The sequence below is a fragment of the Natronosporangium hydrolyticum genome, from assembly GCF_016925615.1.
GTDB classification, from domain to species: Bacteria; Actinomycetota; Actinomycetes; order Mycobacteriales; family Micromonosporaceae; genus Natronosporangium; species Natronosporangium hydrolyticum.
This window is the reverse complement of sequence record NZ_CP070499.1, coordinates 3,623,090-3,647,407: the sequence shown is the minus strand read 5'-3', so window position 1 is coordinate 3,647,407 and position 24,318 is coordinate 3,623,090. Positions and strand designations below refer to the sequence as shown.

Here is a 24,318-nt window from a genome sequence, read left to right as displayed (position 1 = left end):
GGCTACTCCTTCAGCTCGAAGGTGGGCCGGATGACCGCCCGCGCCAGGGTGTGGAAGGCCAGGTTGAACCCGACGTACGCGGGTGGCGAGTCCGGGGTTACCTCGAGCCGGTCGACGTCGACCGCGTGGACCACGAAGATGTAGCGGTGCGGGCGGTCGCCTACTGGCGGGGCCGGGCCACCGTAGTCGCGGTCACCGAAATCATTGCGCACGCAGAAACTGCCGGCGGGCAGTTCGGCGCGAGTGGCGAGTTCGGTGACTGACACTGGGAGATTGACCACCATCCAATGCCAGAACCCGCTGCCGGTGGGGGCGTCGGGGTCCAGGCAGCTCACCGTGAAGCTGCGGGCCTGCTCAGGAAAGGCCGTCCAGGACAGGTGGGGGGAGATATTCTGGCCGCCCGCGCTGCCGTGGGCGTGGCGCTCGTCGATCGGCTGCCCATCCGATATGTCGTTGCTCGTGAGCACGAAGGTGGGGACCACCGGCAGCAGCGCGTACGGATCCGGTGCGGCGGGACGATCAAGATTCATCAGGTGATGGTCGCATACCCGGGTGGCGAGTGCACGTGGCACCGGCTAATACCACCCCCAAAGGGGATTTCGCAGCGGTATTAGTTGAATTAAATCAAAGCCTCGAAAAACCATGAGACGCCTTAATGTCGTCCTTAAGTCGTGAAAAAGACTCGCGGTCTAGGGGCGGAAGATGAGGACGGGCAGTGTCGTAACGAACATCGCCGCCACGGCCGGGCTCGGCCCGGCCGCGCCGCCCCGGCGAGCGCTGACTCTGCTCGCGGTGGTGCTGGTGACGGCGCTAGGGGCCGCCGGGTTGCTGCTGCGGTCCGAGGGGACCGCCGGACCGTCGGGTCCCGTCCCGGTCGAAGCAGCCACCCAACCGGCGCCGTACGGCGGTGTGGTCGACCAGGATGGTGTAGTCGACCCGGAAATGGTCGGGCTCGGCCGTGCCGTACCGACCCGGCTGCGCATCCCGGCGATCGAGGTGGACGCCCGGATCGCCCCGCTCGGGCTCGGCGACGACGGGCTCAGCGGCGCGCCGGCCCGCCAGCTGGTGGGCTGGTACCGGGATGGCACCAGCCCTGGAGAGCTCGGCAGCGCGGTGCTGATGGGGCAGCTGGACGCCCCCCGTGCCGGGATGGGTCGCTCGGCCGGTGCCCCGGTCGCGCCCGCCTTCGCCGGCCTGGCTCAGCTCGGACCCGGTGACCAGATCGAGGTGCTGCGCGCCGACGGGCTGGTCGCCACCTTCCAGGTCGCAGCGGTCGACCCGTACACGCCGGACCGGGCCGCGGCCAGCGTCTCGGGCCAAGCTCAGCTGCGGCTGGTGGGCGCCCGCGGTGCTGGGTCGCAGTGGCGCCCGCAGCTCGTCGTCTTCGCCACGCTGGTGCCGTGACCGGCGCCCGCTGGGTACCAACCGGGAGGAGAACCCATGGGGACACGGCTCGTCGCACGATTGGCGCTGGTCGCGGCGGGAGCGGCCGCGCTGCTATTCACCGTGCCGGGGGTGGCGCACGCCAGCTCGGTAGCGGTCTCACCGAAGAGCGTGGCGCCGGGCGAACGGATCACCGTCCGGGTGGTCTGCAAGGGCGCCGGCAACCAGTCGGTGAAGGTGTTCTGGGGCCGCGACCGAGACCACACCGTGGAGACCAAGGAGATCAACCTGCACAGCGGCAGCGGCGTCGCCCCGTTCACCATCCCCCGCAACACCGAACCCGGCCCGTACGTGGCCGGTGTCTACTGTCCCTCGTCGAGCCACGCCCTCACCGACCGGTTCAATGTCGCCCCCCATGGGGCCCCGCAGGCCGGCGTCGGGCCGATCGGGGAGGGCACCGGTCCGGCGCTGGTCGCCGGCGCGGGGGTGCTGGCGGCGGCGGTCACCGGCGCGTTCCTGTTGTTGCGTCGCCGAGCCGGCGGCCCGTCCTGGTGACCGGATCAGCTGGCCGGAGCTTCGCAGCAGCGACGGGGAGGAGACGACAGCGATGGGCAGTGACAACCGTACTCACGAATACCGCAGCCAGGACTACCGCAGCCACGGAATCCGCACCGCCGGCGGCGGATCGCCGCAGTCCGGCCGGCGGGTGGCCGCGTACTGCCTGGTGGCCTTCTTGGCCGCTGGCGGCAGTGGGCTTATGCTCGCCGGCCTGACCGTAGGCTCGTCGCCGCGGCCACCGCAGCCGGACCCCGACGTCGCGCCAGCCGCGTACGGGCTCACCACGACCAGCGGCGAGGCCGGTGAGCCCGACCAGACCGGCGAGGCCATCGGGCTGGCGCGGGCAGAGCCGGTGCGGGTGACCATCCCGCGCATCGACGTCGACAGCGAACTGCTCCGGCTCGGCGTCGATGACGACGGTGAGGTGGAGGTGCCGCCGCTGCGCCGCGCCCACCAGGCCGGCTGGTACGAGCGGGGGGTCACGCCGGGGGAGGTCGGCAGCGCGGTGATCATCGGGCACGTCGATTCCCGGGCCGGCGGCCCGGCGGTCTTCTTCGAACTCGGGCGGCTGCGGCCCGGTGACCAGATCGACGTGCTGCGCGCCGATCGGAGCGTCGCGACCTTCCACGTAGACGGAGTGGCCGCGTACCCGAAGGACGACTTCCCGGCCGAACTCGTCTACGGTCCGTCGGCGCAGCCGACCCTGCGCCTGATCACCTGCGGCGGAGAGTTCGACGAACGGAGCCGGGACTACCTCGACAACGTCGTCGTCTTCGCCACGCTCGCGGGCGCGGACTGACCGACGCCGACATCCGGCCGGCGTCGGCGACCACCACGAAGAAAGAGGGAACAGCATGCGCACACGCAAGCGGAAGCAGGGCCGAACCATCGTGCCGGACTTCGATGTCTCACTGTGGGGGTACGACCGTCACCAGGTCGAGCGGTGCCTGCACGATCTGACCCGCCGGCTGGATGACGCGCTGACCCGGCTGGACTCGGTGGGGGTGCTGCAGCGGGAGCTCTGCGACGCCCAGATCGAGCTCGACCAGCTCCGGCAGCAGATGGCCCGGGAGCCCCACTGGTCGTACCGGTTGACCGAGATCATGCACACCGCCGAGCAGCTGCGGGAAGCGGCCGAGCGGGCCGAGTACCCGCGGGAGGGGGAGCAGCCGGCCGCCGATGATCATCGACGATCACCGGCGGGCGCATCCGCAACGTGAGACACGGCAGGGACCACGGAGCGTCGGCGGGGCCCTCGACTAGAGTTGGCGCGAAACGTTAGAAGGTAATCCGTACCGCGGCGGAGCCGGTCAGCGCGTCCAGCGATCGAGGCGGAGCCGCGTCCCCAGCAACCGTGGGAGGCTGCAGCATGACGAAGTACGTGTACGACTTCGCCGAGGGCGACCGGAGTCAGAAAGATCTACTCGGCGGCAAAGGTGCCAACCTCGCCGAGATGACCAAGCTGGGGCTGCCGGTGCCTCCCGGGTTCACCATCACCACCGAGGCGTGCCGCGCCTACCTGACCAACGGTGCCGAGCCGGCCGAGCTGTCCAGCCAGATCAGCGACGCGATGGCGGCGGTGGAGCAGGCGATGGGCAAGCAGCTGGGCGACCCGGCGGACCCGCTGCTGGTCTCGGTGCGCTCCGGTGCGAAGTTCTCGATGCCGGGGATGATGGAGACCGTCCTCAACATCGGCCTCAACGACCAGAGCGTGGCCGGCCTGACCGCGCAGAGCGGCGACGACCGGTTCGCCTGGGACTCCTACCGCCGGCTGATCCAGATGTTCGGCAAGACCGTCTCCGAGGTGCCGGGCGAGGCCTTCGAGCACGCGCTGGACGGGGCCAAGGCCGCCAAGGGCACCAAGAACGACCTCGACCTGGACGCCGCCGACCTGCGGGCGATCGTCGACGCGTACAAGAAGATCTACTCCGAGCACGTCGGCCACGACTTCCCGCAGGATCCGCGGGAGCAGCTGGAGATGGCGGTGCGTGCGGTCTTCAACTCCTGGAACGCCGAGCGGGCGGTGCTCTACCGCCGGCAGGAGCGGATCCCGGCCGAGCTGGGCACCGCGGTCAATGTGCAGACCATGGTCTTCGGCAACCTGGGGGCCGACTCCGGCACCGGGGTGGCGTTCACCCGGGACCCGGGCACCGGTGCCCAGGGCGTCTACGGCGACTACCTGTCCAACGCCCAGGGCGAGGATGTGGTGGCCGGGATCCGCAACACCGTGCCGCTGCAGGACCTGGAGCAGCTCGACAAGGCCTCCTACGACCAACTGATGTCGATCATGGCCAAGCTGGAGGGTCACTACCAGGACCTCTGCGACATCGAGTTCACCATCGAGCGCGGCAAGCTGTGGATGCTGCAGACCCGGGTCGGCAAGCGCACCGCCGCCGCCGCTTTCATCATCGCCACCCAGCTGGTCGACGAGGGCGTCATCGACCTCGACGAGGCGCTGCAGCGGGTCAACGGGGCCCAGTTGGCGCAGCTGATGTTCCCCCACTTCGACCTCTCGGGTAACCCCACCCACCTGGCCAACGGCCTCTCCGCCTCGCCCGGTGCCGCGGTCGGCAAGGCGGTCTTCGACTCCGGCCGGGCCACCGAGCAGGCCGCCGCCGGGCAGAAGGTGATCCTGGTCCGCAAGGAGACCACTCCGGACGACCTGCCCGGCATGATCGCCGCGGAGGGGATCCTCACCAGCCGGGGCGGTAAGACCAGCCACGCCGCGGTGGTGGCCCGGGGCATGGGCAAGACCTGTGTCTGCGGCGCCGAGGCGCTCGACGTGGACATCGCCGGCCAGAAGTTCACCACCGATGGCCAGACCATCAACGAGGGCGACGTCATCTCGATCGACGGCTCGACCGGCAAGGTCTACCTGGGCGAGATTCCGGTCCAGCCCTCGCCGGTGGTTCAGTATTTCGAAGGCACCGTCGCCGCGGACGCCGACACCTTGGTCGCCGCCGTGCACCGGTTGATCTCCCACGCCGACGGCGCCCGCAAGCTGGGTGTGCGCACCAACGCCGACACCGGCGAGGACGCCAGCCGGGCCCGGCGCTTCGGTGCCGAGGGGATCGGCCTGTGCCGCACCGAGCACATGTTCCTCGGCGACCGGCGCGAGCTGGTGGAGCGACTGATCCTCGCCGACACCGAGCAGGAGCAGGAGCAGGCGCTGGCCGCGCTGCTGCCGCTGCAGCGGGGCGACTTCGTGGAGATCTTCGAGGCGATGGACGGCCAGCCGGTGACGGTCCGGCTGATCGACCCGCCACTGCACGAGTTCCTCCCGCCGTTGGAGGAGCTGGCGGTTCGGGTGGCGCTCGCGCAGGAGCGGGGCCAGGACCCGGGGCGGGACAAAACCCTGCTCGCCGCCGTGCACCGGATGCATGAGCAGAACCCGATGCTGGGGCTGCGCGGGGTGCGGCTGGGCCTGGTCATCCCCGGCCTATTCGACATGCAGGTACGCGCGATCGCCGAGGCGGCGGTCGAGCGGATCAAGGCCGGCGGTGATCCGAAGGCGGAGATCATGGTCCCGCTGGTCGGCGCCGTGCAGGAGCTGGAGACGGTCCGGCAGGAGGCCGAGGCGGTGCTGAAGGACGTCGCCGAGCGTAGCGGCGTCGACGTGCCAGCCCTGATCGGCACCATGATCGAGGTGCCGCGGGCGGCGTTGACCGCCGGGCAGATCGCCGAGGCCGCCGAGTTCTTCTCCTTCGGCACCAACGACCTGACCCAGATGGGCTGGGGCTTCTCCCGCGACGATGTGGAGGGCGCCTTCTTCGGCCGCTACCTGGAGCAGGGCATCTTCGGGGTGTCGCCGTTCGAGACCATCGACGCCGACGGGATCGGCCGGATGGTGAAGATCGCGGTCGCCGAGGGGCGCGCCGCCCGGCCCGATCTCAAGATCGGTGTCTGCGGTGAGCACGGTGGCGACCCCGAGTCGGTGCACTTCTTCCACCACGCCGGGCTCGACTACGTCTCCTGCTCGCCGTTCCGGGTGCCGGTCGCCCGGCTGGAGGCCGGCCGCGCCGCCGGCGACGCCAGCGCCGCCGACAGCCGCTGAGCTACAGCTCGCTGCTGACGTGACAGATCGGCCCGGCCGGGGTGGGCTCGTCCCACCTCGGCCGGGCCGTTCTGGTCGGAGCTGGCTACCGCAGGTGCGCCCACCGAGGGGCTCGTGGCCCCGGCCGGCCGGTTCGACGCAGGTAGGCTCACCCGCGTGGTGAGCAGTGACACGCAACGGTGGCGGCCCGAGCCGCCCAAGGACTCTGGTTCGCGCCCCGTGCCGTACCAACGAGGGCCTTACCAGCGCGACCGTGCCCGGGTGCTGCACTCTGCCGGATTCCGGCGGCTCGCCTCCAAGACCCAGGTCCACACCGCCGGCACCGGTTCGGACGCGTTCTTGCGGACCCGACTGACCCACTCGCTGGAGGTCGCGCAGATCGCCCGGGAGATGGGCGAACATCTGGGCTGCGACCCCGATGTGGTGGACACCGCCGGGCTGGCGCACGACCTTGGCCATCCGCCGTTCGGGCACAACGGCGAGCACGCGCTCAACCAGGTGGCGGCCGAGTGTGGCGGGTTCGAGGGCAACGCTCAGACCCTGCGGGTGCTGACCCGGCTGGAGGCGAAGATCCCCGGCGCTGGGCTCAATCTCACCCGCGCCAGCCTCGACGCCACCTGCAAATATCCGTGGTTCCGCCGCGACGGCGAACGCAAGTTCGGGGTCTACGCCGACGATGTCGAGGTCTTCGAATGGCTGCGGGCAGCCACCCCGCCGGCAGAGCCGGACCGCCGGTGCCTGGAGGCGCAGGTGATGGACTGGGCCGACGACGTCGCCTACTCGGTCCACGACGTGGAGGACGGTTTCCACAGTGGCTACGTGTCGCTAGGGCCGTTGCTCGCCGACGCCGACGAACGGGCCGCGCTCTGCGCCGATGTGGCCCGGGTCTACTCGCCGGAGTCCGCCGACGACCTGGCCGAGCCACTGGCGGAGCTGCTCGCCCACCCGGTGGTGGCGCCGCTCTCGGACTACGACGGCAGTCATGCTGCCCAGGCTGCGCTCAAGCGGTTCACCAGCGTGCTCACCGGCCGGTTCGTGGCCGCCGCGGTGGCGGCTACTCGGACCGAGTTCGGCACCGGCCCGCTGCGCCGCTACGACGCCGACGTGTTGGTGCCACGCCTGGTCCGGGCGCAGTGCGCGCTGCTTAAGGGGATCGCGCTGCGGTATGTGATGCGGCGGCGCAGCCTGGAGTCGTGGTATAGCGAGCAGCGGCAGCTGCTCACCGAGCTGGTGGCGGCGCTGCTGGATCGGGCGCCGGACCGGCTCGATCCGGTCTTCGCCGCGACGTGGAAAGCGGCGTCGGACGACGCGGCCCGGCTGCGGGTGGTGGTCGACCAGGTCGCGTCGCTGACCGACCCATCGGCGATCGCCTGGCACCGGGAGCTGTGTCAGCGCTGAGCGAGGCCGCTTGAACAACTCGCCGAGGCTCGACGGTCAACCACGGCCGCCGTACTAGGCTATCGATGTGAGTGCTGACGAGCGGACATTCGTGATTGTCGGGGCGTCGCTGGCCGGCGGTAAGGCCGCCGAGACGCTGCGCGCCGAGGGGTTCACCGGCCGGGTGGTGCTGATCGGGGAGGAGACCGAACCGCCGTACGAGCGGCCCCCGCTGTCCAAGGGCTACCTGCTCGGCAACGACCCCCGGGAGCAGGCGTTCCTCCACGAGCCGGACTGGTGGCAGCAGCAGGGGATCGAACTGCTGCTGGGGCGGCGGGCCACCATGCTGGACGCCGCCAGCCACACCGTCACCCTCGACGGAGTGGCGGAGCTGCGCTACGACAAGCTGCTGCTCGCCACCGGTTCCCGGGTGCGGGGGCTGCGGGTGCCAGGTCACGACCTGCACCACGTCCGCTACCTGCGTACTGTGGATGAATCGGATGCGCTGCTGGCGGATCTGCGCGGCGGCGGCAAGCGGGTGGTGGTGATCGGCGCCGGCTGGATCGGCATGGAGGTCGCCGCGGCTGCCCGGCACCACGGCGCCGAGGTCACGGTGGTGGAGCGGGAGCCGCTGCCGCTGCGGTCGGTGCTCGGCGATGAGGTGGCCGCGCTCTACCGCGACCTGCACGAGCACCACGGGGTGCGGTTCCGGTTCGGCTCGGGAGTGCGGGAGCTGCGCGGCGAGGGCCGGGAACTGACCACGGTGGTGCTCGACGACGGCACCGAGCTGCCCGCCGACATTGCGGTGGTGGCGATCGGAGTCGAGCCCGCCACCGAGCTGGCGGTCGCCGCCGACCTGACCGTCGCCAACGGGGTCGCGACCGACTCCACGCTGCGCACCTCCGACCCGGACATCTACGCCTGCGGTGACGTGGCGGCGGTTCCGAGCGCGTTGGCGGGCGGGCCGCTGCGGGTGGAGCACTGGGCCCGCGCCCACGACAGCGGGCCGGCCGCCGCCCGGTCGATGCTGGGGCAGCCGGTCGAGTTCGACGCGATGCCGTTCTTCTTCACCGACCAGTACGACCTGGGCATGGAGTTCTCCGGCTGGTTCCCGCCCGGGGGCTACGCCCAGGTGGTGTTCCGGGGCGACCCGGCGCTCAAGGACGGCAAGGTCCCGGAATACCTGGTCTTCTGGCTCGACGACCAGCGTCGGGTGCGGGCCGGGATGAACGTCAACGTGTGGGATGTCGCCGACCAGATCCAGGCGCTGATCCGGGCCGGTGTGGCGGTCGACCCGGCCCGGCTCGCCGACCCTTCGGTGCCGCTGACCGACCTGCTGCCGTAAGGCGACGGCCTCAGCTGGCCATGCTGTCGTCGGTCCGGGGCGGGTCCCCACCGTCCCGGACCGTCACCGCAGCTTCGAGCGCCGCCACCTGCGCGGCGTCGGGCGGCGCCGCGCCGCGCCGGGCGCAGATCGCGGCGGCGGTGGCGGTGGCGCGGCGCAGCGCCGCCTCGACCACCGCCCGGCCCGCCGCTGGCTTCGGCCCTCGCAGCGCACCCGCCTCGGCCAGGCTGGCGAGCAGGCCGGCGGTGAACGCGTCGCCGGCGCCGACGGTGTCCACCACCGGCACCGTCGGCGGCGTCGCCTCGATCACCGCGCCGGCGTACCAGGCCTGCGCCCCCGCCTCGCCGTCGGTCACCACCAGCAGCCACGGGCCGGAGGCGGCCCACCGGGCGGCGACCGACTCCGCGCGGGTACCCGCGTAGAGCGTGGTGAGGTCCTCGGCGCTCACTTTGACGATGTCCGCGGTCGCCACCAGCCTCGCCACCCGGTCCCGGGCGGCGGTCGGGTCCTGGATCAGCGACGCCCGGATGTTCGGGTCGTAGCAGACCGGCACTTCATTCTGGCGGGCGGCGGCCACGGTGCCGGCGACGGTATTGGCGCCCGGGTCGATCAGCGCCGCGAGCGAACCCGTGTGCAGGCAACTCACCCCGGTCAGGTCCGGTCTGGCACCCCACTCCCAGGCGAACCGGAAGTCGTAGCTGGCGACCCCCGCCGGGTCGAGCCGGGCGAAGGCGAGATTGGTAGCCGGACCGCCGGCCAGATCCTCGGTGCTCACGCCGGCCACCGCCAGCTCTTCCCGGGTCAGCTCGCCGAACAGGTCATCGCCCACCTCGCTGGCGAGCCGGACCGGCTGGCCAGCGGCGGCTAGCCCGCGCGCCACGTTCAGCGGACTGCCGCCGACGTTGGCCTCGAACCGCCAGCTGCCCGGCTCCCCGATCAGGTCGACTACGCTCTCACCCACCACCAGGAACATGCCCGGCACCATAGCTGAGGGAAGATAGGACGGCGGAGGAGGTGACCGGGTGGCGGGCAGGATTCGGGACGAGGACATCGTGACGGTCCGGGAACGGACGTCCATCGCGGATGTGGTCTCGGAACGGGTGACGCTGCGTTCAGGCGGTGCGCAGACCCTCAAAGGGCTCTGCCCGTTCCACGACGAGAAGACACCGTCGTTCACGGTCCGGGTGGACAAAGGAGTTTTCTACTGCCACGGCTGCGGCAAGGGCGGCGACGCCATCAGCTTCGTGATGGAGGTCGACCACCTGACCTTCCTGGAGGCGGTGGAGCATCTGGCGGGCAAGCTCGGCATCGCCCTGCGGTACGTCGAGACCGGGCCGAACCCGCAGCGGCAGCGGCCCAACCAGCGGCAGCGGCTGGTCGCCGCGCACGCCGCCGCCGCCGAGTTCTACGCCGAGCAGCTACTCACCCCGCCGGCTCGCAGCGCCCGCCAGTTCCTCGCCCAGCGCGGCTTCGACCGGGACACCGCCACCCGCTACGGGTGCGGGTACGCCCCGGCGGCGTGGGAGACGCTCACCCGGCACCTGCGCCATAGCGGCTTCACCGACGACGAGTTGGTGACCGCCGGGCTGTCCCGACCGGCCCGCTCGGGGTCACTGATCGACCGGTTCCGGGGCCGACTGCTGTGGCCGATCCGGGACATCTCCGGCGATGTGATCGGCTTCGGGGCCCGCAAGCTGGACGACGCCGAGGAGGGTCCGAAGTATCTGAACACCCCGGAGACCCCGATCTACAAAAAGTCGCAGGTGCTCTACGGCATCGACCAGGCCAAGCGGGAGATCGCCAAGCAGGGCCGGGTAGTGATCGTCGAGGGGTACACCGACGTGATGGCCTGCCACCTGGCCGGGGTACCGACGGCGGTCGCCAGCTGCGGCACCGCCTTCGGCAACGAGCACGTCGGCGTGTTGCGGCGGCTGCTGATGGACACCGACGCCTTCACCGGCGAGATCATCTTCACCTTCGACGGGGACCAGGCCGGTCAGCAGGCGGCGCTGCGGGCGTTCGAGTCTGACCAGAAGTTCGTCGGCCGTACCTTCATCGCGATCAGCCCGGACAGTCTGGACCCGTGCGACCTGCGGCTCACCAAGGGCGACGCCGCCGTCCGTGACCTGGTGGCGCGGCGGGAGCCGCTGGTCGACTTCGCGCTGCGGCAGCTGCTCTCCCGCTACGACCTGGACACCGTCGACGGCCGGGTGGACGCGATGCGGCGCGCGGCGCCGCTGGTGGCCAAACTGAAAGACCGCGAGAAGCGTCCCGAGTACGCGCGCAAGCTCGCCGGTGACCTCGGGTTGCCGGTGGAGCAGGTGAGCCGGGCGGTAGCGGCCGCGGTAAAGGGGGAGGAGCCGGCGCCGGCCCGCCGGACCGGCCCGCGGCCGGTGGTGAACCCGGCGACGCTGGTCGAACGGGAGGCGTTGAAGCTGGCGCTGCAGGAGCCGGTGCTGGCCGGGCCGATCTTCGATGCGCTCGATGCCGCCGCGTACCACAACCCACTGCACGCCGCGCTGCGCAGCGCGATCGCCGAGGCCGGCGGCTGTGCCGCCGCCGTGAGCGGCCCAGATTGGGTGCAGCGGGTCCGTGACGCCTGCCCGGACCTGGCCGCCAGCGCCCTCGCCAGCGAACTCGCGGTGGAACCACTGCGACTCGACGGCGATGTCGATCCCCACTATGTCGGGGTGACCTTGGCTAAGCTGGAGCTGGTCACGGTCGACGCGCAGGTGGCGGCGCTGAAGTCGCGGGCGCAGCGGGTCAACCCGGTGACCAACCAGACGGAGTATCTCTCGCTCGCCGCCGAGCTGTTCCCACTGGAACAGCGGGCACGGGCGTTGCGGGAACGGGCTGCGGGAGGGCTCTGACGTGATCTTCAAACGCCGGTTGCCGTCGGCGCTGCGGCCGCCGATGGGGCGCGACGAGCGGGTCGTTTCCTGGGCGCGGACCGCCGACGAGGAGGCGGTGGTCGCCAGCAATCTGGGGCTGTGGTTTCCGGGGCGGGTGGCCCGGCTCGGGTGGCACGAGATCCACAAGGCCAGCTGGACCGGCCGGGCGCTGGAGATCACCCCGGCGGAGGTGGTGGAGGAGCGGGACGGCTACTGGATCACCGCCGACCAGCCGCCGCTGCGGGTGACCGTCACCGAGCCGCGGGACCTGCCGCAGGTGGTCCGTACCCGAGTCACCCGTTCGGTGTCATTCTCGTCACATCACCCGGTGCCCGGCGGGGCGGTCCGGGTGGTGGCCCGCCGGGTGCCGGGCATCGACGGCCTCACCTGGGCCGTGCGCTATGACGAGGGCACCGACCCGGACGGCCCTGGGGTACGCGAGGCGACCGGCACCTTGGTGGCGGGGTTCGCCGCCGAGCACAGCCAGCCGGTCTGAGCGCCGGCAACCCGGAAAAGGACTGGCCGGGCTGTCCCACCATCGGGATACGGTCTTGCCATGCCTGACTTGACCTGCAGCCCACTTCAGCTACGAGGATCGGCCGCATGACCGAACCACAGACTCTGATCCGGGCCCGCGGGCTGGTCAAGCGCTTCGGCGACTTCGTCGCGGTCGACGGCATCGACGTCGAGGTGCCGGCGGGGGAGGCCTTCGGCTTCCTCGGTCCCAACGGGGCCGGCAAGAGCTCCACCATGCGCATGGTGGGCTGCGTCTCGCCACCGACCGGCGGCGAGCTGACCATCCTCGGTATGGACCCGCGACGCGACGGCCCGGCCATCCGCGGTCGGCTGGGGGTCTGCCCGCAGGAAGACAACCTCGACCCGGAGATGACCTGCCAGGAAAACCTGGTCACCTACGCCCGCTACTTCGGCATCCCGCGCGCCAAAGCCAAGGCCCGCGCCCGGGAGCTGCTGGAGTTCGTGCAGCTCTCGGAGCGGGCCGACAGCAAGGTGGAGCCGCTCTCCGGGGGCATGAAACGGCGGCTCACGATCGCCCGGGCGCTGGTCAACGAGCCCGACATCGTCCTGCTCGACGAGCCCACCACCGGCCTCGACCCGCAGGCCCGGCATCTGGTCTGGGAGCGGCTGTTCCGGCTCAAGCAGCGCGGCGTGACGCTGGTGCTCACCACCCACTACATGGACGAGGCCGAGCAGCTCTGCGATCGGCTGGTGGTGATGGACGGCGGCCGGATCGTCGCCGAAGGCTCGCCCCGGGCGCTGATCGAAGCTCACGCCACCCGCGAGGTGGTGGAGCTGCGCTTCGGCGTCGACCAGCACGAGTCGTACGCGAGCAAGCTCGACGGCATCGGCGAGCGGGTCGAGATCCTGCCCGACCGGCTGCTGCTCTACACCGACGACGGCGACGCCGCCGCCGCCGCGGTCGACGCCCGTGGCCTGCGCCCGGCCGGAGTGCTGGTCCGGCGCGCGAGTCTGGAGGATGTCTTCCTGCACCTGACCGGCCGGACGCTGGTGGAGGGGTGATGACCGGGCGATCCACGCTCGCGGTCTTCGAGTACCACCTCTCCGGCTACCGGCGGGTCTGGCGCGGCACCGTCTTCAGCTCGTTCGTGATGCCGGTGCTCTTCTTCCTCGGCATGGGCCTGATGGTGGGCGAGTATGTCGACCGCGGCGGCGCCCTCGACCTGCCCTACGCGCAGTTCATCGGTGCCGGGCTGCTCGCCTTCACCGGGGTGCAGGTGGCGATGATCGAGTCCGGGTTCCCGGTGCTCGGCAACTTCAAATGGCACAAGATCTACTACGGTATGGCGGCGGCGCCGCCCCGGGTCAGCGACATGATCGCCGGCCAGCTCGGCTACATCTCGCTGCGGGTGCTGGTCACCGCCACCGCCTTCCTATTAGTCATGATCCCGTTCGGGGCGGTCGCCTCGGCCGGCGCGGTGTTCGCGCCACTGATCGCGGTGCTGGTCGGCCTGGCGGTGGCGGCGCCGATGTTCGCCTACTCGGCCACCATCGACAGCCCCAACCTGATGGCGATCATGTTCCGGTTCGCGCAGCTGCCGATGATGCTCTTCTCCGGCGTCTTCTTCCCGATCGAGCAGCTGCCCGGCGGGTTGCAGCCGCTGGCCTACGCGCTGCCGCTCTACCACGGCGTGGAGCTGTGCCGGGCGGTAGTGCTCGGTGCCGCCTACGCCGGCAGCGCCTGGCCGATCGCCGCCCACCTCGGCTACCTGCTGCTCTGGGTGGTCGCCGGGTTCGCGCTGGCCACCGTCCGATTCCGTACCCGGCTGGCGAGGTGACCCGACGATGGTGACGACCATGCTGACCCGCGCCATCGCCGGCAGCGAGCTGTCGCCCCGGCGCGCCGGGGCGGTGACCGAACGCAACCTGGTCGCCTTCCGCGCCGGCGGCACCTACTGGTGGCTGGTGATCTCCGGCTTCGCCGAGCCGTTGCTCTACCTGTTCGCGATCGGCTGGGGAGTCGGCGCGTTGGTCGGCGACATGACCCTCGCCGACGGCACCACCGTGTCCTACCTGACCTTCCTCGCCCCGGCGTTGCTCGCCGCCGCCGCGATGAACGGCGCCATCGCCGAGTCGACCATGAACTTCTTCGCCAAGATGAAGTTCAGCAAGCTCTACGACTCGGTGCTCAACACCCCGGTCACCCCCGCCGAGATCGCCTTCGGCGAGCTGGGTTGGGCGATGCTGCGCGGCGCGATGTATACGGCGGCGTTCCTGGTGGTGATGGTGGCGATGGACATCACCAGCCCATTGCGGGCGCTGGCCGCGTTGCCGGCCGCGCTGCTGGTCGGCTTCGCCTTCGGCGGCCTCGGCATGGCGCTCGCCACGCTGATGCGCACCTGGCAAGACTTCGACTACGTCGGCATCCTGCAGTTCGGATTGTTCCTCTTCTCCGGCACCTTCGTGCCGGTGAGCAGCTACCCGGTGGCGCTGCAGGTGGTGGTGCAGGTGACCCCGCTCTACCACGGCGTCGAGCTGATCCGCGGGATCGCGCTCAACCAGCTCAGCTGGGCGGGCCTGGCCTGGCACACCGGCTACCTGCTACTCGCCACCATCCTCGGGCTGGCGATCGCCGCCCGCCGAATGACCCGCATGCTCTGCAAATAGCCCCGCCCCCGGAGTTGATCATGGACCTAGGTACATGGTCCGGGCGATTTTGCGTCCCAAACCCCATGGTCAACTCGGCTTGGCGGCCAAAAAAAGGCGTCAGTGTGGTGACCTCACCACACTGACGCCCTGGCAGGAGATCGGCGACCGCGCCGGGGTAGCCAGCCGACCGGTGCGGCTACTCAGAAAGTACCGCCCGGTTGCCGTCGATTGCCGGTGAGCGGATCCTGATCCGCGACATCCGCCAACGGATCGTCCTCACCGATCAGCCGCTCACCCAGCTTCGTCTGGCTCAGCCGGTCGCCGACGACGTCTTTACCCTCGACGTAGAGACGGTTGGCCTGAGCCTGCACCACCCCAGCCGCCTCCTGGACGGTCGGGTGATCCCACAACTGGCGAGCGGAGCTGACCAGCTGGTCGTAGCGCTCGCGACCGGCGCGGGCGCCGAGCACGAACCCGATCGCCACTCCGCCGAGAAACATCAGCTTGCCGCGCATAGTGACGGCTCCTTCCGCATTGCCTCGTCCCCCTGGCCCGACAGCACCATCTTCCTCCTGGAAGCCGGCCAGCCGCGACCCTGGGGCACAGCCTATCCGGCCGCCTCCCCACTGCGGCGTATCAGTGCACCCCGGCGTGCCTGCGCTGTACTGCCCCCGATGCCGGGTTTCTAAACCCTGTGGCGACGATCCGGTTGGCATCCGGTACGCTTGTCGGGTCCGGCCGGGCGTTGCCCGGCTGAACGTGCGGTCCCCCGTAGCTCAATTGGCAGAGCGCCCGGCTGTTAACCGGTAGGTTATAGGTTCGAGTCCTATCGGGGGAGCTTCCCACCGCGGCCGCGCCCGCGCCGCGGATAGCGGGCGGGGCGGTAGCTCAGCAGGTCAGAGCAGGGGACTCATAATCCTTTGGTCGCGGGTTCGAGCCCCGCCCGCCCCACCAACGCCCTGCCGCGCGACCCGGTGCGCGTCTCGTTCTCACGACTTAGGTTGGCGCCGCCGCAACTCCAGGCAGGTCACCGAATCGAGCTGCCGCGTCTCGGCTGACGATGAGACGGTCGGTCTCTGCGGCGTGCGCCGCGATCATCAGGTCGTGGGCGCTGCGAGGTGTGCCGGAGCGCCGTACGTACGCGATGAGTCGAGCATGATGCGCTGCCGTGGTCTCGGTGTAGTCGAGCACGTCGATTGCAGATGTGATCGCGACGAGCGCTCGGGCACGGCTGGCCGCGCGGGCCGCGGTGTCCGCGAGTTCGATACCAACGCGGTACTCCGCGATGGTAACTGCGGCCACGGCCAGCTCGTCGTTGTCGAGAGCGGCTCTGTCGATGGTGCCGCGTTCGTAGGCTATGAGGATGTTGGTGTCGAGGATCAGGCGGCGGCCCACGGATCGGTCCTGTCGGAGGTCAGTAGCGCTGTGGCCTCAGCGATGTCCGTTTCGAACCGCTCGTCTGGTGGGGTGGTTTCGGCAAGCGCCTCGCGAAGATCCTTTCCCGTTCGGCGATGTGCCGGCCGGATTTCGGCGATGGGACGGTTGCCGCGGGTAACCGTGACGCTCTCGCCCCGCTCGATCGCGTCAAGGAGATCGGAGAAGCGGCGGGACGCTTCAGTGGCTGTCATGGTCCGCATACCGCTAGCGTATCTGATTATCAGATCGTTCATCCCGCCATCGCCATGCCCCTGCCGTCACCAGGCTTTCCGGTACCGGTCAGCCTGCAACTTGCAGGTCCGATGAACGGTGAAGATCTGCTCTGCGCAACCGGGCTCGCGATCGAAGCGGCACTGAGTCACCCGACCCAGCGGCCCGAGAGGCAGGTGCACAACCAGCGGCAGCGGAGGAGAACGGGACAGCGGCGGTGATGCCTCCACGGTCCGCCGCCGGCTGCGGAGACGCGAAGCAGCGCACGCTTTTACTTACCGATGGCCGCCGCGAACGAAGGGGCCGACGGTGCTGTGCCGGGTAAGGGCGGCTGGCGGTGCCCCCGGGGCCAGGAGCCACTCGTCGCCGAGCGTGCCGATGGTCAGGTCGCCGGTGTCGAAGCGCAACACGAGGCCAGAGCTGCACTCGCCTTGATGGCCGACGATCACGGCACCGTCTGCAAGTCGGGCGTCGACGAACCGGGACAGCACATCTGGGTGTTGTGCTGGGCCTACCTCGGCTTGCCCGTGCGGCCCCATGTCGTAGGAGCCATAGGGATCTTCCTTGGCCAGCAGGAACTGGTCACCCCGGCCGTGTACGCCGATCGGGACTGCGTGGTCGAAGAACAGCCACGCGTGCAGCAGGCTCTCGGCGTCCGGTCCACGCTGTCCCGCGTGCCAGTGGCGGGCCTCGGTCACCTGGTCCAACCGCCGACCGACCATGTTCCTCAACCACTCGGTGACCATCCGCGGGTCGCTGAATCCCACGTACCGGCGCTGATGCTCGACCAGCAGGCTCTTCCACACGGCACGAGCCGTGGCCTCATACACATCGCCGACGCTGGTGTCGGCCTCAGTCACGACCACCTTAGTCACGGTCACCACGGTCGCCGGCTGGCTCCGCAGAGCCCACCAAGCGCCCAGCTCAGCCTCGTGCCGGAGCTCGTTGCCCACCACCGCCGCGACGTTCACCCCGGTCTGATCGGCGGTAGCGACCTCGACGGTGACGTGGGCGTATCGGGAGGACCGGTTGGTCTGCCGCATGAGCCGGAACGAGGCCATAATACCTACCCGGGCGGGCGCTTGGAAGCGGTCTGCACCAGCTCCACGACCTCCGCGACCAGTGCCGGCGGCGCGGCGAGCGTGGCGCTGGAGTCTGCGGTGTGTTCGGTTCCGTCCGCGTCAACCACGACTGCGCCGGCTTCCCGAGCGATGATGATCCCTGCAGCCATGTCCCATGGTTTGTTTGACAGCGTCACCACGGCGTTGGTGCGGCCGGCTGCGAGCCAGGCCAGGTCAAGGGCGGCTGAGCCGAGGATGCGAACGCGCAGGGCCTGGCTGGCCAGCGCGGCGGTCACCGCAAGTCGTGGCACGTTGCGTTCCTGTGCGCGATCGCCAATTGCGAAGTCGCCGATACTCACGATCGCGTCATGGAGACGGGACACCTCGCCGACGCGGATGGGCTCGCCGTTGAGGTAGGCGCCCTGGCCGCGTACCGCCGTGTAGCGCTCGCCGAGGAACGGCAGGTCAATCACACCGAGCACCGGTTGTTTGGCCTCCATCAGCGCCAGCGAGACGCCGCAGAGCGGTAGTCCGTGTGCGAAGTTCACCGTGCCGTCGACCGGGTCCAGGGTCCACTCTCGGGCGCTGCTGGCCCCGGAAGCGCCCTCCTCTTCGCCGAGGAGGCCAATGGACGGCGTGGCCCGTGCGAGGAAGGAGCGGAGTTCGCGTTCGACGGCGTAGTCGACTTCGGAAGCGTAGTCTCGGTCGCCTTTCGGCGTTAGGGTTCCCGCAGTCTGCTGGCGGATGAGTTCGCTCGCCATTGAGGCGGCTTCGATCGCGATCGCGAGCAGCGGATCAAGGTTGGTCACGGCTCGCTCCTTTGTGCCCAGGCCACGATCTGAACGTACCGGGGGTCTACCCGCCTCGTACAGGGACACACTTTGGCTTCCTCCTGCCGCATCTTTGCCGGCGCCGCCCCCGGGCGCGGGTCTCGGCGAACAGCAGCTGGTTGCCGGTCTCGGGCTGCTGCTCGAAACGAGCCTGGAGGTAGGGCTAGCGCCGTCGTCGCCAGAGGCACGTATGGGTCTGACCCGATTCGCGCCGACTAACCGTGCATCTGCTGACCGGAGCTCGTCACCGTAGGGCGCTGGCCAGGCAACCACCCAGGTTTTGGACCGGGTCAAGACGCGTCAGGGCGCAGGCCGTCGAGTACGAGGGTCAGGAGGTCGTCGGCGTGGGTCTGGCCGTCCGGGTGGTCGTAGGCCGTGCAGATGCCTTGCAGGGCCATGATGACGGCGCCGGCGCGCACGTCGTCACGAATGGCGCCGTCCGCGGCGGCAGCGGCCATCAGGTCCGTGATGGTCTCGCCCAACGCCTGGCTGCCCTCGCTCACGGCCCCCGAGTGCGTGGCCATGAACGCGGCGAGCGCACGGGCGAGGCCCTGATGGGTGTGCAGATAGCTCACCATGCTGCGCAGGAGGGTCGTCAACGCCTGTTCCGGGGGGAGGGTGGTCTGCAGTTCGCGGGCGCGGTCGCGCATCGCGTCGATCTCTTCGCGGTAGACCGCCTCGGCCAACGCCTCGCGGGTCGGGAAGTGGCGGTAGAGCGTGCCTGTGCCGACGCCGGCCAGCCGGGCGAAGTCGTCGAATCGCAGGTCGAAGTCGCCCGCGGCGAAGACCTCACGAGCCTTGGCGAGCAGGGCGGCGCGGTTTCGCCGGGCGTCGGCGCGTAGCGGTTTGGCAGTGGTCATGAGGGAGCCCCAGGTTGACAAACGGAAACTGTCTCCATATTTTCAAGTGGAAGCTATCTCCGATTATAGGCCATGGGGAGTCGTATGAAGATCTTGATGTTCGGCCGGGGCGTGATCGCCGCGACGTACGGATGGGCGCTGGAACGGGCGGGGCACGAGGTTGAGTTCTACGTCCGGCCCGGCCGCGCGGCGGCGTACGGGACTGCGATCGATCTTGAGCTGCTGGATGCGCGACGGCGGCTGCGGGGAGAACGTGTTACCGAAAGGTGGCAGGTGACCTACCGTGAGTCGCTGGAGCCGGACCACGACTTCGATCTGATCGTGGTAAGCGTGCAGCATTACAGCTTTCCAGACGCCGCGGCCTTCCTCGGGCCGCGCGTCGGCAACGCCACGGTACTCGTCTTCAACAACCTGTGGGTCGAGCCCCTGGCGGCGGTCGACCCCCTCCCCGCCGATCAGGTGGCCTGGGGGTTCCCCGGCGTCGGTGGCGGCTTCGGTGACGACGGCGTGCTGCGGGCGGCTCTCCTGCCGGTGGTCTTCTTCGGCACCCTCGACCAGCCGCCGACCGAGCGTGGCCGAGTCGTGCGCGAGGCATTCCGCCAGGCCGGGCTCAAGCTTCAGGAGAAGACGGACTTCCGCGGCTGGTTGTGGATCCACTTCGTACTGAATGCGGGTATGCACGTGCAGAGTCTGAAGCTGGGCTCGCCCGCCGGGTTGATCGGGGCGCCGCGCAACGTCCGCGAGATGTTGCTCGCCGTACGTGAACTGCTGCCGCTCGTCGAGGCCCGCGGCATCGACCTGCGGCGGCACCGAAGCGACGTGCTGCCCCTCAAGGCGCCCGTCTGCCTGACGGCACCTGCACTCGCCTGGCTGCTTGGACGTTTCGCGCCGGTGCGTCTGACGCTGGAGTCCCACGCCAACCCTGAGGAGCTGCGCGCGTTCGGCCGCGACACCTTGGCGGAAGCGCGCCGGTTGGGCGTTGCGGTACCGCGCCTAGCGGCAGCCGAGCCCTACTTCGCCGGCACCGCGGCAGGCTAGCCGCGGGCTCCGCCGACCGCCGGGTCGCCTCACCCTCCTTATCTCCTTCGGCCGCGCCTTCCTCGCCAATCCCGACCTCGTCGAGCGGCTGCGGGAGAGCTGATCTTGGCACAGGCTGACGAGGCCGGCGCTCGTGCGGTCGGTGGCCAGACACCGGACTCCCACGCCGCTGCGGCACGCGCGGTGGCTGGCGCGGTCGCTTCGCGCGGCGGTCGCATCGTAGGCGGGCGCGGGTCGTCGCTGCTCCTTACCAAGTCCCCGTAGTCGTCCCAGGCTGGCTAGAGACCGCGTTCGCCGGTGCTGCGCTCGACACAGAACTCGTTGCCCTCCGGATCGAGCAGCGTGACCCAGCCCAGCCCGTCGGCTCTGCGGTGGTCCTCGTGAAGCGTGGCGCCCAGCCCGATGATCCGCTCGACCTCGTCGTCACGGCTCCGCTCGGTGGGCATCCAGTCGAAGTGGATCCGGTTCTTTACGGTCTTATCCTCAGGCACCCGGATGAACAGCAGGCCGGGTACGGGTGAGGGTGCCTCGATGAGGGCCTCGGGGTCGCCAGGGTTGTCCTCGGCTGAGACCGGCCAGCCGGTCACTTCGCTCCAGAAGCTCGCAAGCCGGTACGGGTCGGCACAATCGATGGTGACGTGGCGAAGGATCATGTCGAAGCAGGGTAGTCAGGCGGAGACCCCATTGCATGCCTATTTCAACATGCGCGGATCTCAGAGAGAGCGCACTTGATGCTCCGGCCGGTGCCGATCAGTCGTCGGGTGCGGTCAGTGCACCGAAGTCGTGGACGAAGCGGGGCAGGAGGCGGGCCAGCGCCGCGCGGTCGTCGTCGCTCCAGTCGCTGGTCGCCTGGGCGATGGCGCGTCGGCGGAATTCGTGGATCTGGGCGAGCACGTCCTGGCCGCCGGCCGTGAGCACCAGCAACGAACGTCGCCCGTCGCGCTGGTCGGCTTCCCGCCGGACCAGCGAGGCCTCCCACGCGAGTCCCGCGAGCCGGCTGGCGCGTGGTTGGTCTACGTCGAGTTGAGCGGCCACCTCGGTGACCGTGAGGTTCTCGCCCTGTTCGGCGGCGGCTGCCAGCAGGTCGAGGAGTTCGAACACGGCGTCGGGTAGTGCCGCATGACTGCGGGCGCCTTCACCGGTGCGCCGAGACAGTCGCGCCAACGCGCGACGCTTCTGCGCCCGCCGCAGCGCCACGAGCGCGCCCTCAATGGTGGCGATCTGTGCGGTCTTGCCCATCCGGATCACTCCATGCATAATCAGAGACAAGTACTTGTCATGCTACAAGTAAAATGGCTCATGCTGATGGACACACCCAAGCCGCTCGGATACTGGCTCCAGCATCTTCACAACCTGCTCGAGACTCACTTCACCCTGGTTCTGGCCGATCTCGTGAGCAACCGCCGGGAGTGGCAGCTGCTCAGCACGTTGACCGGGGGCCCGCGCAGCCGCACCGACCTGGAGCGGGCACTCGCCCCGTTCTGGACCGGCGGTGGGCCCAGCCTGCGGCAGGTCTTGGCGAATTTGCGGCCCGCGGTTGGGTCGAAGAGCCGAACAGCACGGTCACCCTGACCGAGACCGGCCTGGCGGCGCACGCCGCGCTCGCCCCACGGGTCGACCAGACCCGGGCCGTCGTCCTGGGTGGCCTCACCTTGGACCAATATCAGGAGACCGTCCGCATCCTCTCGGTCATGGCCGGCAATGTCGAGGCTGCCCTCGCGTCCCGTACCACCGAGACGGCGGGCGACCCGTTCGGCGGGGGCCGTTGACAGTTGCGACCGTTGGTCAGTGTGCGCCGCCGGTGGCCGGGACAGCATGCTCGGCGGCCCGGCTGACCTGTTCCCAGCCTGCCCAGGTTTCCATTCGCCGGCGGGAGATGTCGAACGCGAGGTCGTAGACCATGCTTCCGAGCAGGAGTCGCAGCGGCGGGTCGTCGCTGTCGACCAGTTTCAGCAGTGCCGCAGCGGCTAGCCGAGGCTCGCTGTCGATCGAGCCTGCTGCCCATTGTCGCTCCAGTTCGGAGCGCAGCGTCGCGTACGCCTCGCTGGGGCTGGTGGAGGTCATGCTGGTGTAAAGGTCGGTCCAGTAGCCGCCGGGCTGCACGATGCTGACCTTGACGCCGAAGGCAGCCGCCTCCATCGCGAGGGCCTCGCTCATGCCTTCGAGCGCGAACTTGCTCGCGCTGTACATCCCGGTGCTCGGGAAGCCGCCGAGCGCGGCGATGCTGGAGATCTGCACGATGTGACCGGCGCCTCGGGCGCGTAGGTGCGGCAGCACGGCCTGGCTGACCCAGAGCGCTCCGAAGAGGTTGACCTCGAACTGGTTGCGGGCCTCGGCTTCGGTGAACTCTTCGATCATTCCCAGGGACATGGTGCCGGCGTTGTTGACAACGATGTCGAGTCGTCCGAAGTGCTCGATCGCCGTGGTGACGGCGGTGACGACCGCCGCCCGGTCGGTCACGTCGAGTGGCAGGGTCAGCAGCCGGTCACCGTGGCGCCCGGTGAGGTCGTCCGGGACGATGCTGCGGGCAGCGGCGACCACCTGGTCGCCGCGTTCGAGCGCGGCGGTGGTGAACGCGCGGCCCAGGCCCCGGCTGGCGCCGGTGATGAACCAGGTACGGGGGCTGTCGCTGGCTGGGGTGCGCATGACCGGGTACTCCCTCTGTAACGCGAGACGAGACGGACCGTCTCGCTTCTCGCCAACGTTAGGCCCCTCCCGGTCCGCATGTCAAGACGAGACGGTCCGTCTCGCTCTTGGTAGGCTAAGCAGATGACGGCACCGCGCAGAGCCTCGCCCAACACGGCCCGCCGAAAGGAAGCCTCCCGGCGGGCGATTCTCACCGCGGCCTTCGACCTGCTGCAGGAGGTTGGATACGCCAAGCTCAGCATCGAGGGGATCGCCGCGCGTGCCAGCGTCGGCAAGCAGACCATCTACCGCTGGTGGCCATCCAAGGGGATGGTCATCTTCGATGCCTTCCTGATGCTCAGCGAGGGCGCAGACGGTGGGCCCCCAGCGTTGCCCGACACCGGCGACCTGGCAGCCGACCTGACGGCGGTGCTCCGTGCCACGATTGCCGAGTTGAACGATCCCCGGTACGACCAGCCGATGCGCGCGCTGGCGACCGAGATCGCCCACGACCCCGAGCTCGCAGCCGCCTACGCGCAACGGCTGGAGGGGCCGTTGCAGCAGGCCAAGCGGCAACGGCTGGGCAGCGCTCAACGGGCCGGGCAACTCGCCGAGGACATCGACCTCGACGTGGCGGTGGAGATGGTCTGGGGGCCGGTGCTCAACCGTTGGCTGCTGCGCACCGGGCCGCTCACCGCCGAGTACGCCGACCGGGTCGTCACCACCGCGCTAAACGGCCTGCGCCCTCGCCAGCCTGGCCGCTGAGCCCAGAGTCACTACCGACACCGCGGCGCACATCCTCATCTCGCCTGCCGCGCCCTTGTGCGCCGGGCCGTGCTAGACATTTCAGCGTGGGTCTGAAAAAGGACGCGGCGCTGCAGGCCGCCCTGCACGAGGGCTGGACCAGCGCCTGCCAGCTGTACGAGCACCTGCACGCTGGCGGCGACCTCGCGGTCTTACCACCCGGCCCGGTCCGGCTCAACCCGGGCGAGGTGGCGTACGCCGACACCGTGCTCGGCTATGCCCGCTTCTACGGCATGAACGTGACCTACCAGCAGCACAGCACGCTGCTACTGGGCTCCGCGGGTTTCGTCGCCGCCGGGTTGACCGCGAACATGATCGCGAACTCGTCGGCCCGGCGTCGAGCCGAGGCGCAGGCCGCGGGCCAATGGCGAGACCACGCGCATGTCCGGACCATCCTCACCAACCATCGGCTGCTCTGCGACTACGGAGGCCAGTGGCTGAGCTTCTGGCACGAGGGCATCGTGGAGTTCCAAGGGGACCTGGCGCAGTGGTTGTTCGTCCTGCGCTACGAGGTGGGCGACCCGGTCCTGCTGCATGGCCCGGGGGCGCCGTGGTTTGCGGTAGCCGTCGCACACCTCGGGTATGGCCGCCCGGGCTTGCAGCTGCCGGGGCTCATGGTGCTCGCGAACGCGGTGGCTGATGCCGTCGCGCAGCGGCGGCGCGCCATCGAAGGCGAGGTCGTCGCCGGGACCGGCGGCGACGGCGCTCCGACTTAACGG

Annotated in this window: 27 protein-coding genes and 2 tRNA genes; 18 read left to right on the top strand and 11 right to left on the bottom strand. The window is 69.9% G+C overall.

The window, feature by feature from the left end; all coding sequences use genetic code 11:
- Positions 1–2 precede the first annotated feature (2 nt).
- Positions 3–530, bottom strand: coding sequence for a YbhB/YbcL family Raf kinase inhibitor-like protein (locus tag JQS43_RS16285; protein WP_239675249.1), 528 nt, complete (start codon positions 528–530; stop codon positions 3–5).
- Between the two features lie 172 nt (positions 531–702).
- Here JQS43_RS16285 and JQS43_RS16280 point away from each other — a divergent pair, with 172 nt between their 5' ends.
- From JQS43_RS16280 to JQS43_RS16250, 7 genes are all read left to right on the top strand, one after another.
- Complete coding sequence (locus JQS43_RS16280; protein WP_239675248.1) at positions 703–1,404, top strand: sortase domain-containing protein; 702 nt, start codon at positions 703–705, stop codon at positions 1,402–1,404.
- Between the two features lie 36 nt (positions 1,405–1,440).
- Positions 1,441–1,938 carry a hypothetical protein gene (locus JQS43_RS16275; RefSeq protein ID WP_239675247.1) on the top strand — a complete coding sequence of 166 codons (498 nt, stop codon included), beginning with the start codon at positions 1,441–1,443 and terminating at the stop codon, positions 1,936–1,938.
- Positions 1,939–1,990: 52 nt separating this feature from the next.
- A complete protein-coding gene (locus JQS43_RS16270) occupies positions 1,991–2,740 on the top strand; it encodes a class F sortase (protein WP_239675246.1) in 750 nt (249 codons plus the stop codon).
- Positions 2,741–2,795: 55 nt separating this feature from the next.
- Positions 2,796–3,161: a hypothetical protein gene (locus tag JQS43_RS16265; protein WP_239675245.1), complete on the top strand. Its 366-nt coding sequence runs from the start codon at positions 2,796–2,798 to the stop codon at positions 3,159–3,161.
- A 149-nt stretch (positions 3,162–3,310) separates the two neighbouring features.
- A complete protein-coding gene (gene ppdK, locus JQS43_RS16260) occupies positions 3,311–5,995 on the top strand; it encodes a pyruvate, phosphate dikinase (protein WP_239675244.1) in 2,685 nt (894 codons plus the stop codon).
- A gap of 156 nt (positions 5,996–6,151) precedes the next feature.
- Positions 6,152–7,393, top strand: coding sequence for a deoxyguanosinetriphosphate triphosphohydrolase (locus JQS43_RS16255; protein WP_239675243.1), 1,242 nt, complete (start codon positions 6,152–6,154; stop codon positions 7,391–7,393).
- A 67-nt stretch (positions 7,394–7,460) separates the two neighbouring features.
- A complete protein-coding gene (locus tag JQS43_RS16250; RefSeq protein WP_239675242.1) occupies positions 7,461–8,717 on the top strand; it encodes an NAD(P)/FAD-dependent oxidoreductase in 1,257 nt (418 codons plus the stop codon).
- A gap of 10 nt (positions 8,718–8,727) precedes the next feature.
- Here JQS43_RS16250 and JQS43_RS16245 read toward each other — a convergent pair whose 3' ends face one another.
- The gene (locus JQS43_RS16245) at positions 8,728–9,690 is read right to left on the bottom strand and encodes a carbohydrate kinase family protein (protein ID WP_239675241.1); all 963 of its coding nucleotides are present in this window, start codon (positions 9,688–9,690) and stop codon (positions 8,728–8,730) included.
- Positions 9,691–9,739: 49 nt separating this feature from the next.
- On the opposite strand from JQS43_RS16245, the gene dnaG reads away from it, so the two are divergent.
- From dnaG to JQS43_RS16220, 5 genes are all read left to right on the top strand, one after another.
- Positions 9,740–11,587: a DNA primase gene (gene dnaG, locus JQS43_RS16240; protein WP_239675240.1), complete on the top strand. Its 1,848-nt coding sequence runs from the start codon at positions 9,740–9,742 to the stop codon at positions 11,585–11,587.
- Between the two features lie 43 nt (positions 11,588–11,630).
- Positions 11,631–12,104: a hypothetical protein gene (locus JQS43_RS16235; protein ID WP_338037188.1), complete on the top strand. Its 474-nt coding sequence runs from the start codon at positions 11,631–11,633 to the stop codon at positions 12,102–12,104.
- A 107-nt stretch (positions 12,105–12,211) separates the two neighbouring features.
- The gene (locus JQS43_RS16230) at positions 12,212–13,147 is read left to right on the top strand and encodes an ABC transporter ATP-binding protein (RefSeq protein WP_239675238.1); all 936 of its coding nucleotides are present in this window, start codon (positions 12,212–12,214) and stop codon (positions 13,145–13,147) included.
- Complete coding sequence (locus JQS43_RS16225; RefSeq protein ID WP_239675237.1) at positions 13,147–13,923, top strand: ABC transporter permease; 777 nt, start codon at positions 13,147–13,149, stop codon at positions 13,921–13,923. Before JQS43_RS16230 ends, JQS43_RS16225 begins: the two co-directional genes overlap by 1 nt.
- A gap of 7 nt (positions 13,924–13,930) precedes the next feature.
- Positions 13,931–14,752 (top strand): ABC transporter permease, encoded by an 822-nt coding sequence (locus tag JQS43_RS16220; protein WP_239675236.1) that lies wholly within the window; start codon positions 13,931–13,933, stop codon positions 14,750–14,752.
- 182 nt (positions 14,753–14,934) lie between these two features.
- On the opposite strand, the gene JQS43_RS16215 is transcribed toward JQS43_RS16220, so the two are convergent.
- Entirely contained in the window at positions 14,935–15,249 is a 315-nt protein-coding gene (locus JQS43_RS16215) for a hypothetical protein (RefSeq protein ID WP_239675235.1), read from the bottom strand.
- A 250-nt stretch (positions 15,250–15,499) separates the two neighbouring features.
- Here JQS43_RS16215 and JQS43_RS16210 point away from each other — a divergent pair.
- Positions 15,500–15,572: transfer RNA gene (locus JQS43_RS16210), tRNA-Asn, on the top strand.
- Between the two features lie 39 nt (positions 15,573–15,611).
- A tRNA-Ile gene (locus JQS43_RS16205) sits at positions 15,612–15,688 on the top strand.
- 42 nt (positions 15,689–15,730) lie between these two features.
- Here the strand turns inward: JQS43_RS16205 and JQS43_RS16200 are convergent.
- From JQS43_RS16200 to JQS43_RS16180, 5 genes are all read right to left on the bottom strand, one after another.
- Positions 15,731–16,129 carry a type II toxin-antitoxin system VapC family toxin gene (locus JQS43_RS16200; RefSeq protein WP_239675234.1) on the bottom strand — a complete coding sequence of 133 codons (399 nt, stop codon included), beginning with the start codon at positions 16,127–16,129 and terminating at the stop codon, positions 15,731–15,733.
- Positions 16,114–16,404, bottom strand: a complete 291-nt coding sequence (locus JQS43_RS16195; protein WP_239675233.1) for a type II toxin-antitoxin system Phd/YefM family antitoxin — start codon at positions 16,402–16,404, stop codon at positions 16,114–16,116. Before JQS43_RS16195 ends, JQS43_RS16200 begins: the two co-directional genes overlap by 16 nt.
- A 252-nt stretch (positions 16,405–16,656) precedes the next feature.
- Complete coding sequence (locus tag JQS43_RS16190) at positions 16,657–17,442, bottom strand: hypothetical protein (protein ID WP_239675232.1); 786 nt, start codon at positions 17,440–17,442, stop codon at positions 16,657–16,659.
- Positions 17,443–17,447: 5 nt separating this feature from the next.
- Positions 17,448–18,251: an inositol monophosphatase family protein gene (locus JQS43_RS16185; RefSeq protein WP_239675231.1), complete on the bottom strand. Its 804-nt coding sequence runs from the start codon at positions 18,249–18,251 to the stop codon at positions 17,448–17,450.
- A 311-nt stretch (positions 18,252–18,562) separates the two neighbouring features.
- On the bottom strand, positions 18,563–19,132 hold the full coding sequence (locus JQS43_RS16180) for a TetR/AcrR family transcriptional regulator (RefSeq protein ID WP_239675230.1): 570 nt from the start codon (positions 19,130–19,132) through the stop codon (positions 18,563–18,565).
- An 84-nt stretch (positions 19,133–19,216) separates the two neighbouring features.
- Between JQS43_RS16180 and JQS43_RS16175 the strand changes: the two genes are divergently transcribed.
- A complete protein-coding gene (locus JQS43_RS16175; RefSeq protein WP_239675229.1) occupies positions 19,217–20,170 on the top strand; it encodes a ketopantoate reductase family protein in 954 nt (317 codons plus the stop codon).
- A 278-nt stretch (positions 20,171–20,448) separates the two neighbouring features.
- On the opposite strand, the gene JQS43_RS16170 is transcribed toward JQS43_RS16175, so the two are convergent.
- Both JQS43_RS16170 and JQS43_RS16165 read right to left on the bottom strand, forming a co-directional pair.
- Complete coding sequence (locus JQS43_RS16170) at positions 20,449–20,823, bottom strand: VOC family protein (RefSeq protein WP_239675228.1); 375 nt, start codon at positions 20,821–20,823, stop codon at positions 20,449–20,451.
- Positions 20,824–20,920: 97 nt separating this feature from the next.
- Complete coding sequence (locus JQS43_RS16165) at positions 20,921–21,409, bottom strand: MarR family winged helix-turn-helix transcriptional regulator (RefSeq protein ID WP_239675227.1); 489 nt, start codon at positions 21,407–21,409, stop codon at positions 20,921–20,923.
- A 170-nt stretch (positions 21,410–21,579) separates the two neighbouring features.
- Here JQS43_RS16165 and JQS43_RS16160 point away from each other — a divergent pair, with 170 nt between their 5' ends.
- Positions 21,580–21,939 carry a hypothetical protein gene (locus JQS43_RS16160; RefSeq protein ID WP_239675226.1) on the top strand — a complete coding sequence of 120 codons (360 nt, stop codon included), beginning with the start codon at positions 21,580–21,582 and terminating at the stop codon, positions 21,937–21,939.
- 16 nt (positions 21,940–21,955) lie between these two features.
- On the opposite strand, the gene JQS43_RS16155 is transcribed toward JQS43_RS16160, so the two are convergent.
- Positions 21,956–22,816 (bottom strand): SDR family oxidoreductase, encoded by an 861-nt coding sequence (locus tag JQS43_RS16155; RefSeq protein WP_239675225.1) that lies wholly within the window; start codon positions 22,814–22,816, stop codon positions 21,956–21,958.
- A gap of 123 nt (positions 22,817–22,939) precedes the next feature.
- Between JQS43_RS16155 and JQS43_RS16150 the strand changes: the two genes are divergently transcribed.
- Both JQS43_RS16150 and JQS43_RS16145 read left to right on the top strand, forming a co-directional pair.
- The gene (locus tag JQS43_RS16150; protein WP_239675224.1) at positions 22,940–23,560 is read left to right on the top strand and encodes a TetR/AcrR family transcriptional regulator; all 621 of its coding nucleotides are present in this window, start codon (positions 22,940–22,942) and stop codon (positions 23,558–23,560) included.
- An 86-nt stretch (positions 23,561–23,646) separates the two neighbouring features.
- Positions 23,647–24,315, top strand: a complete 669-nt coding sequence (locus JQS43_RS16145) for a hypothetical protein (protein WP_239675223.1) — start codon at positions 23,647–23,649, stop codon at positions 24,313–24,315.
- Positions 24,316–24,318: the final 3 nt, after the last annotated feature.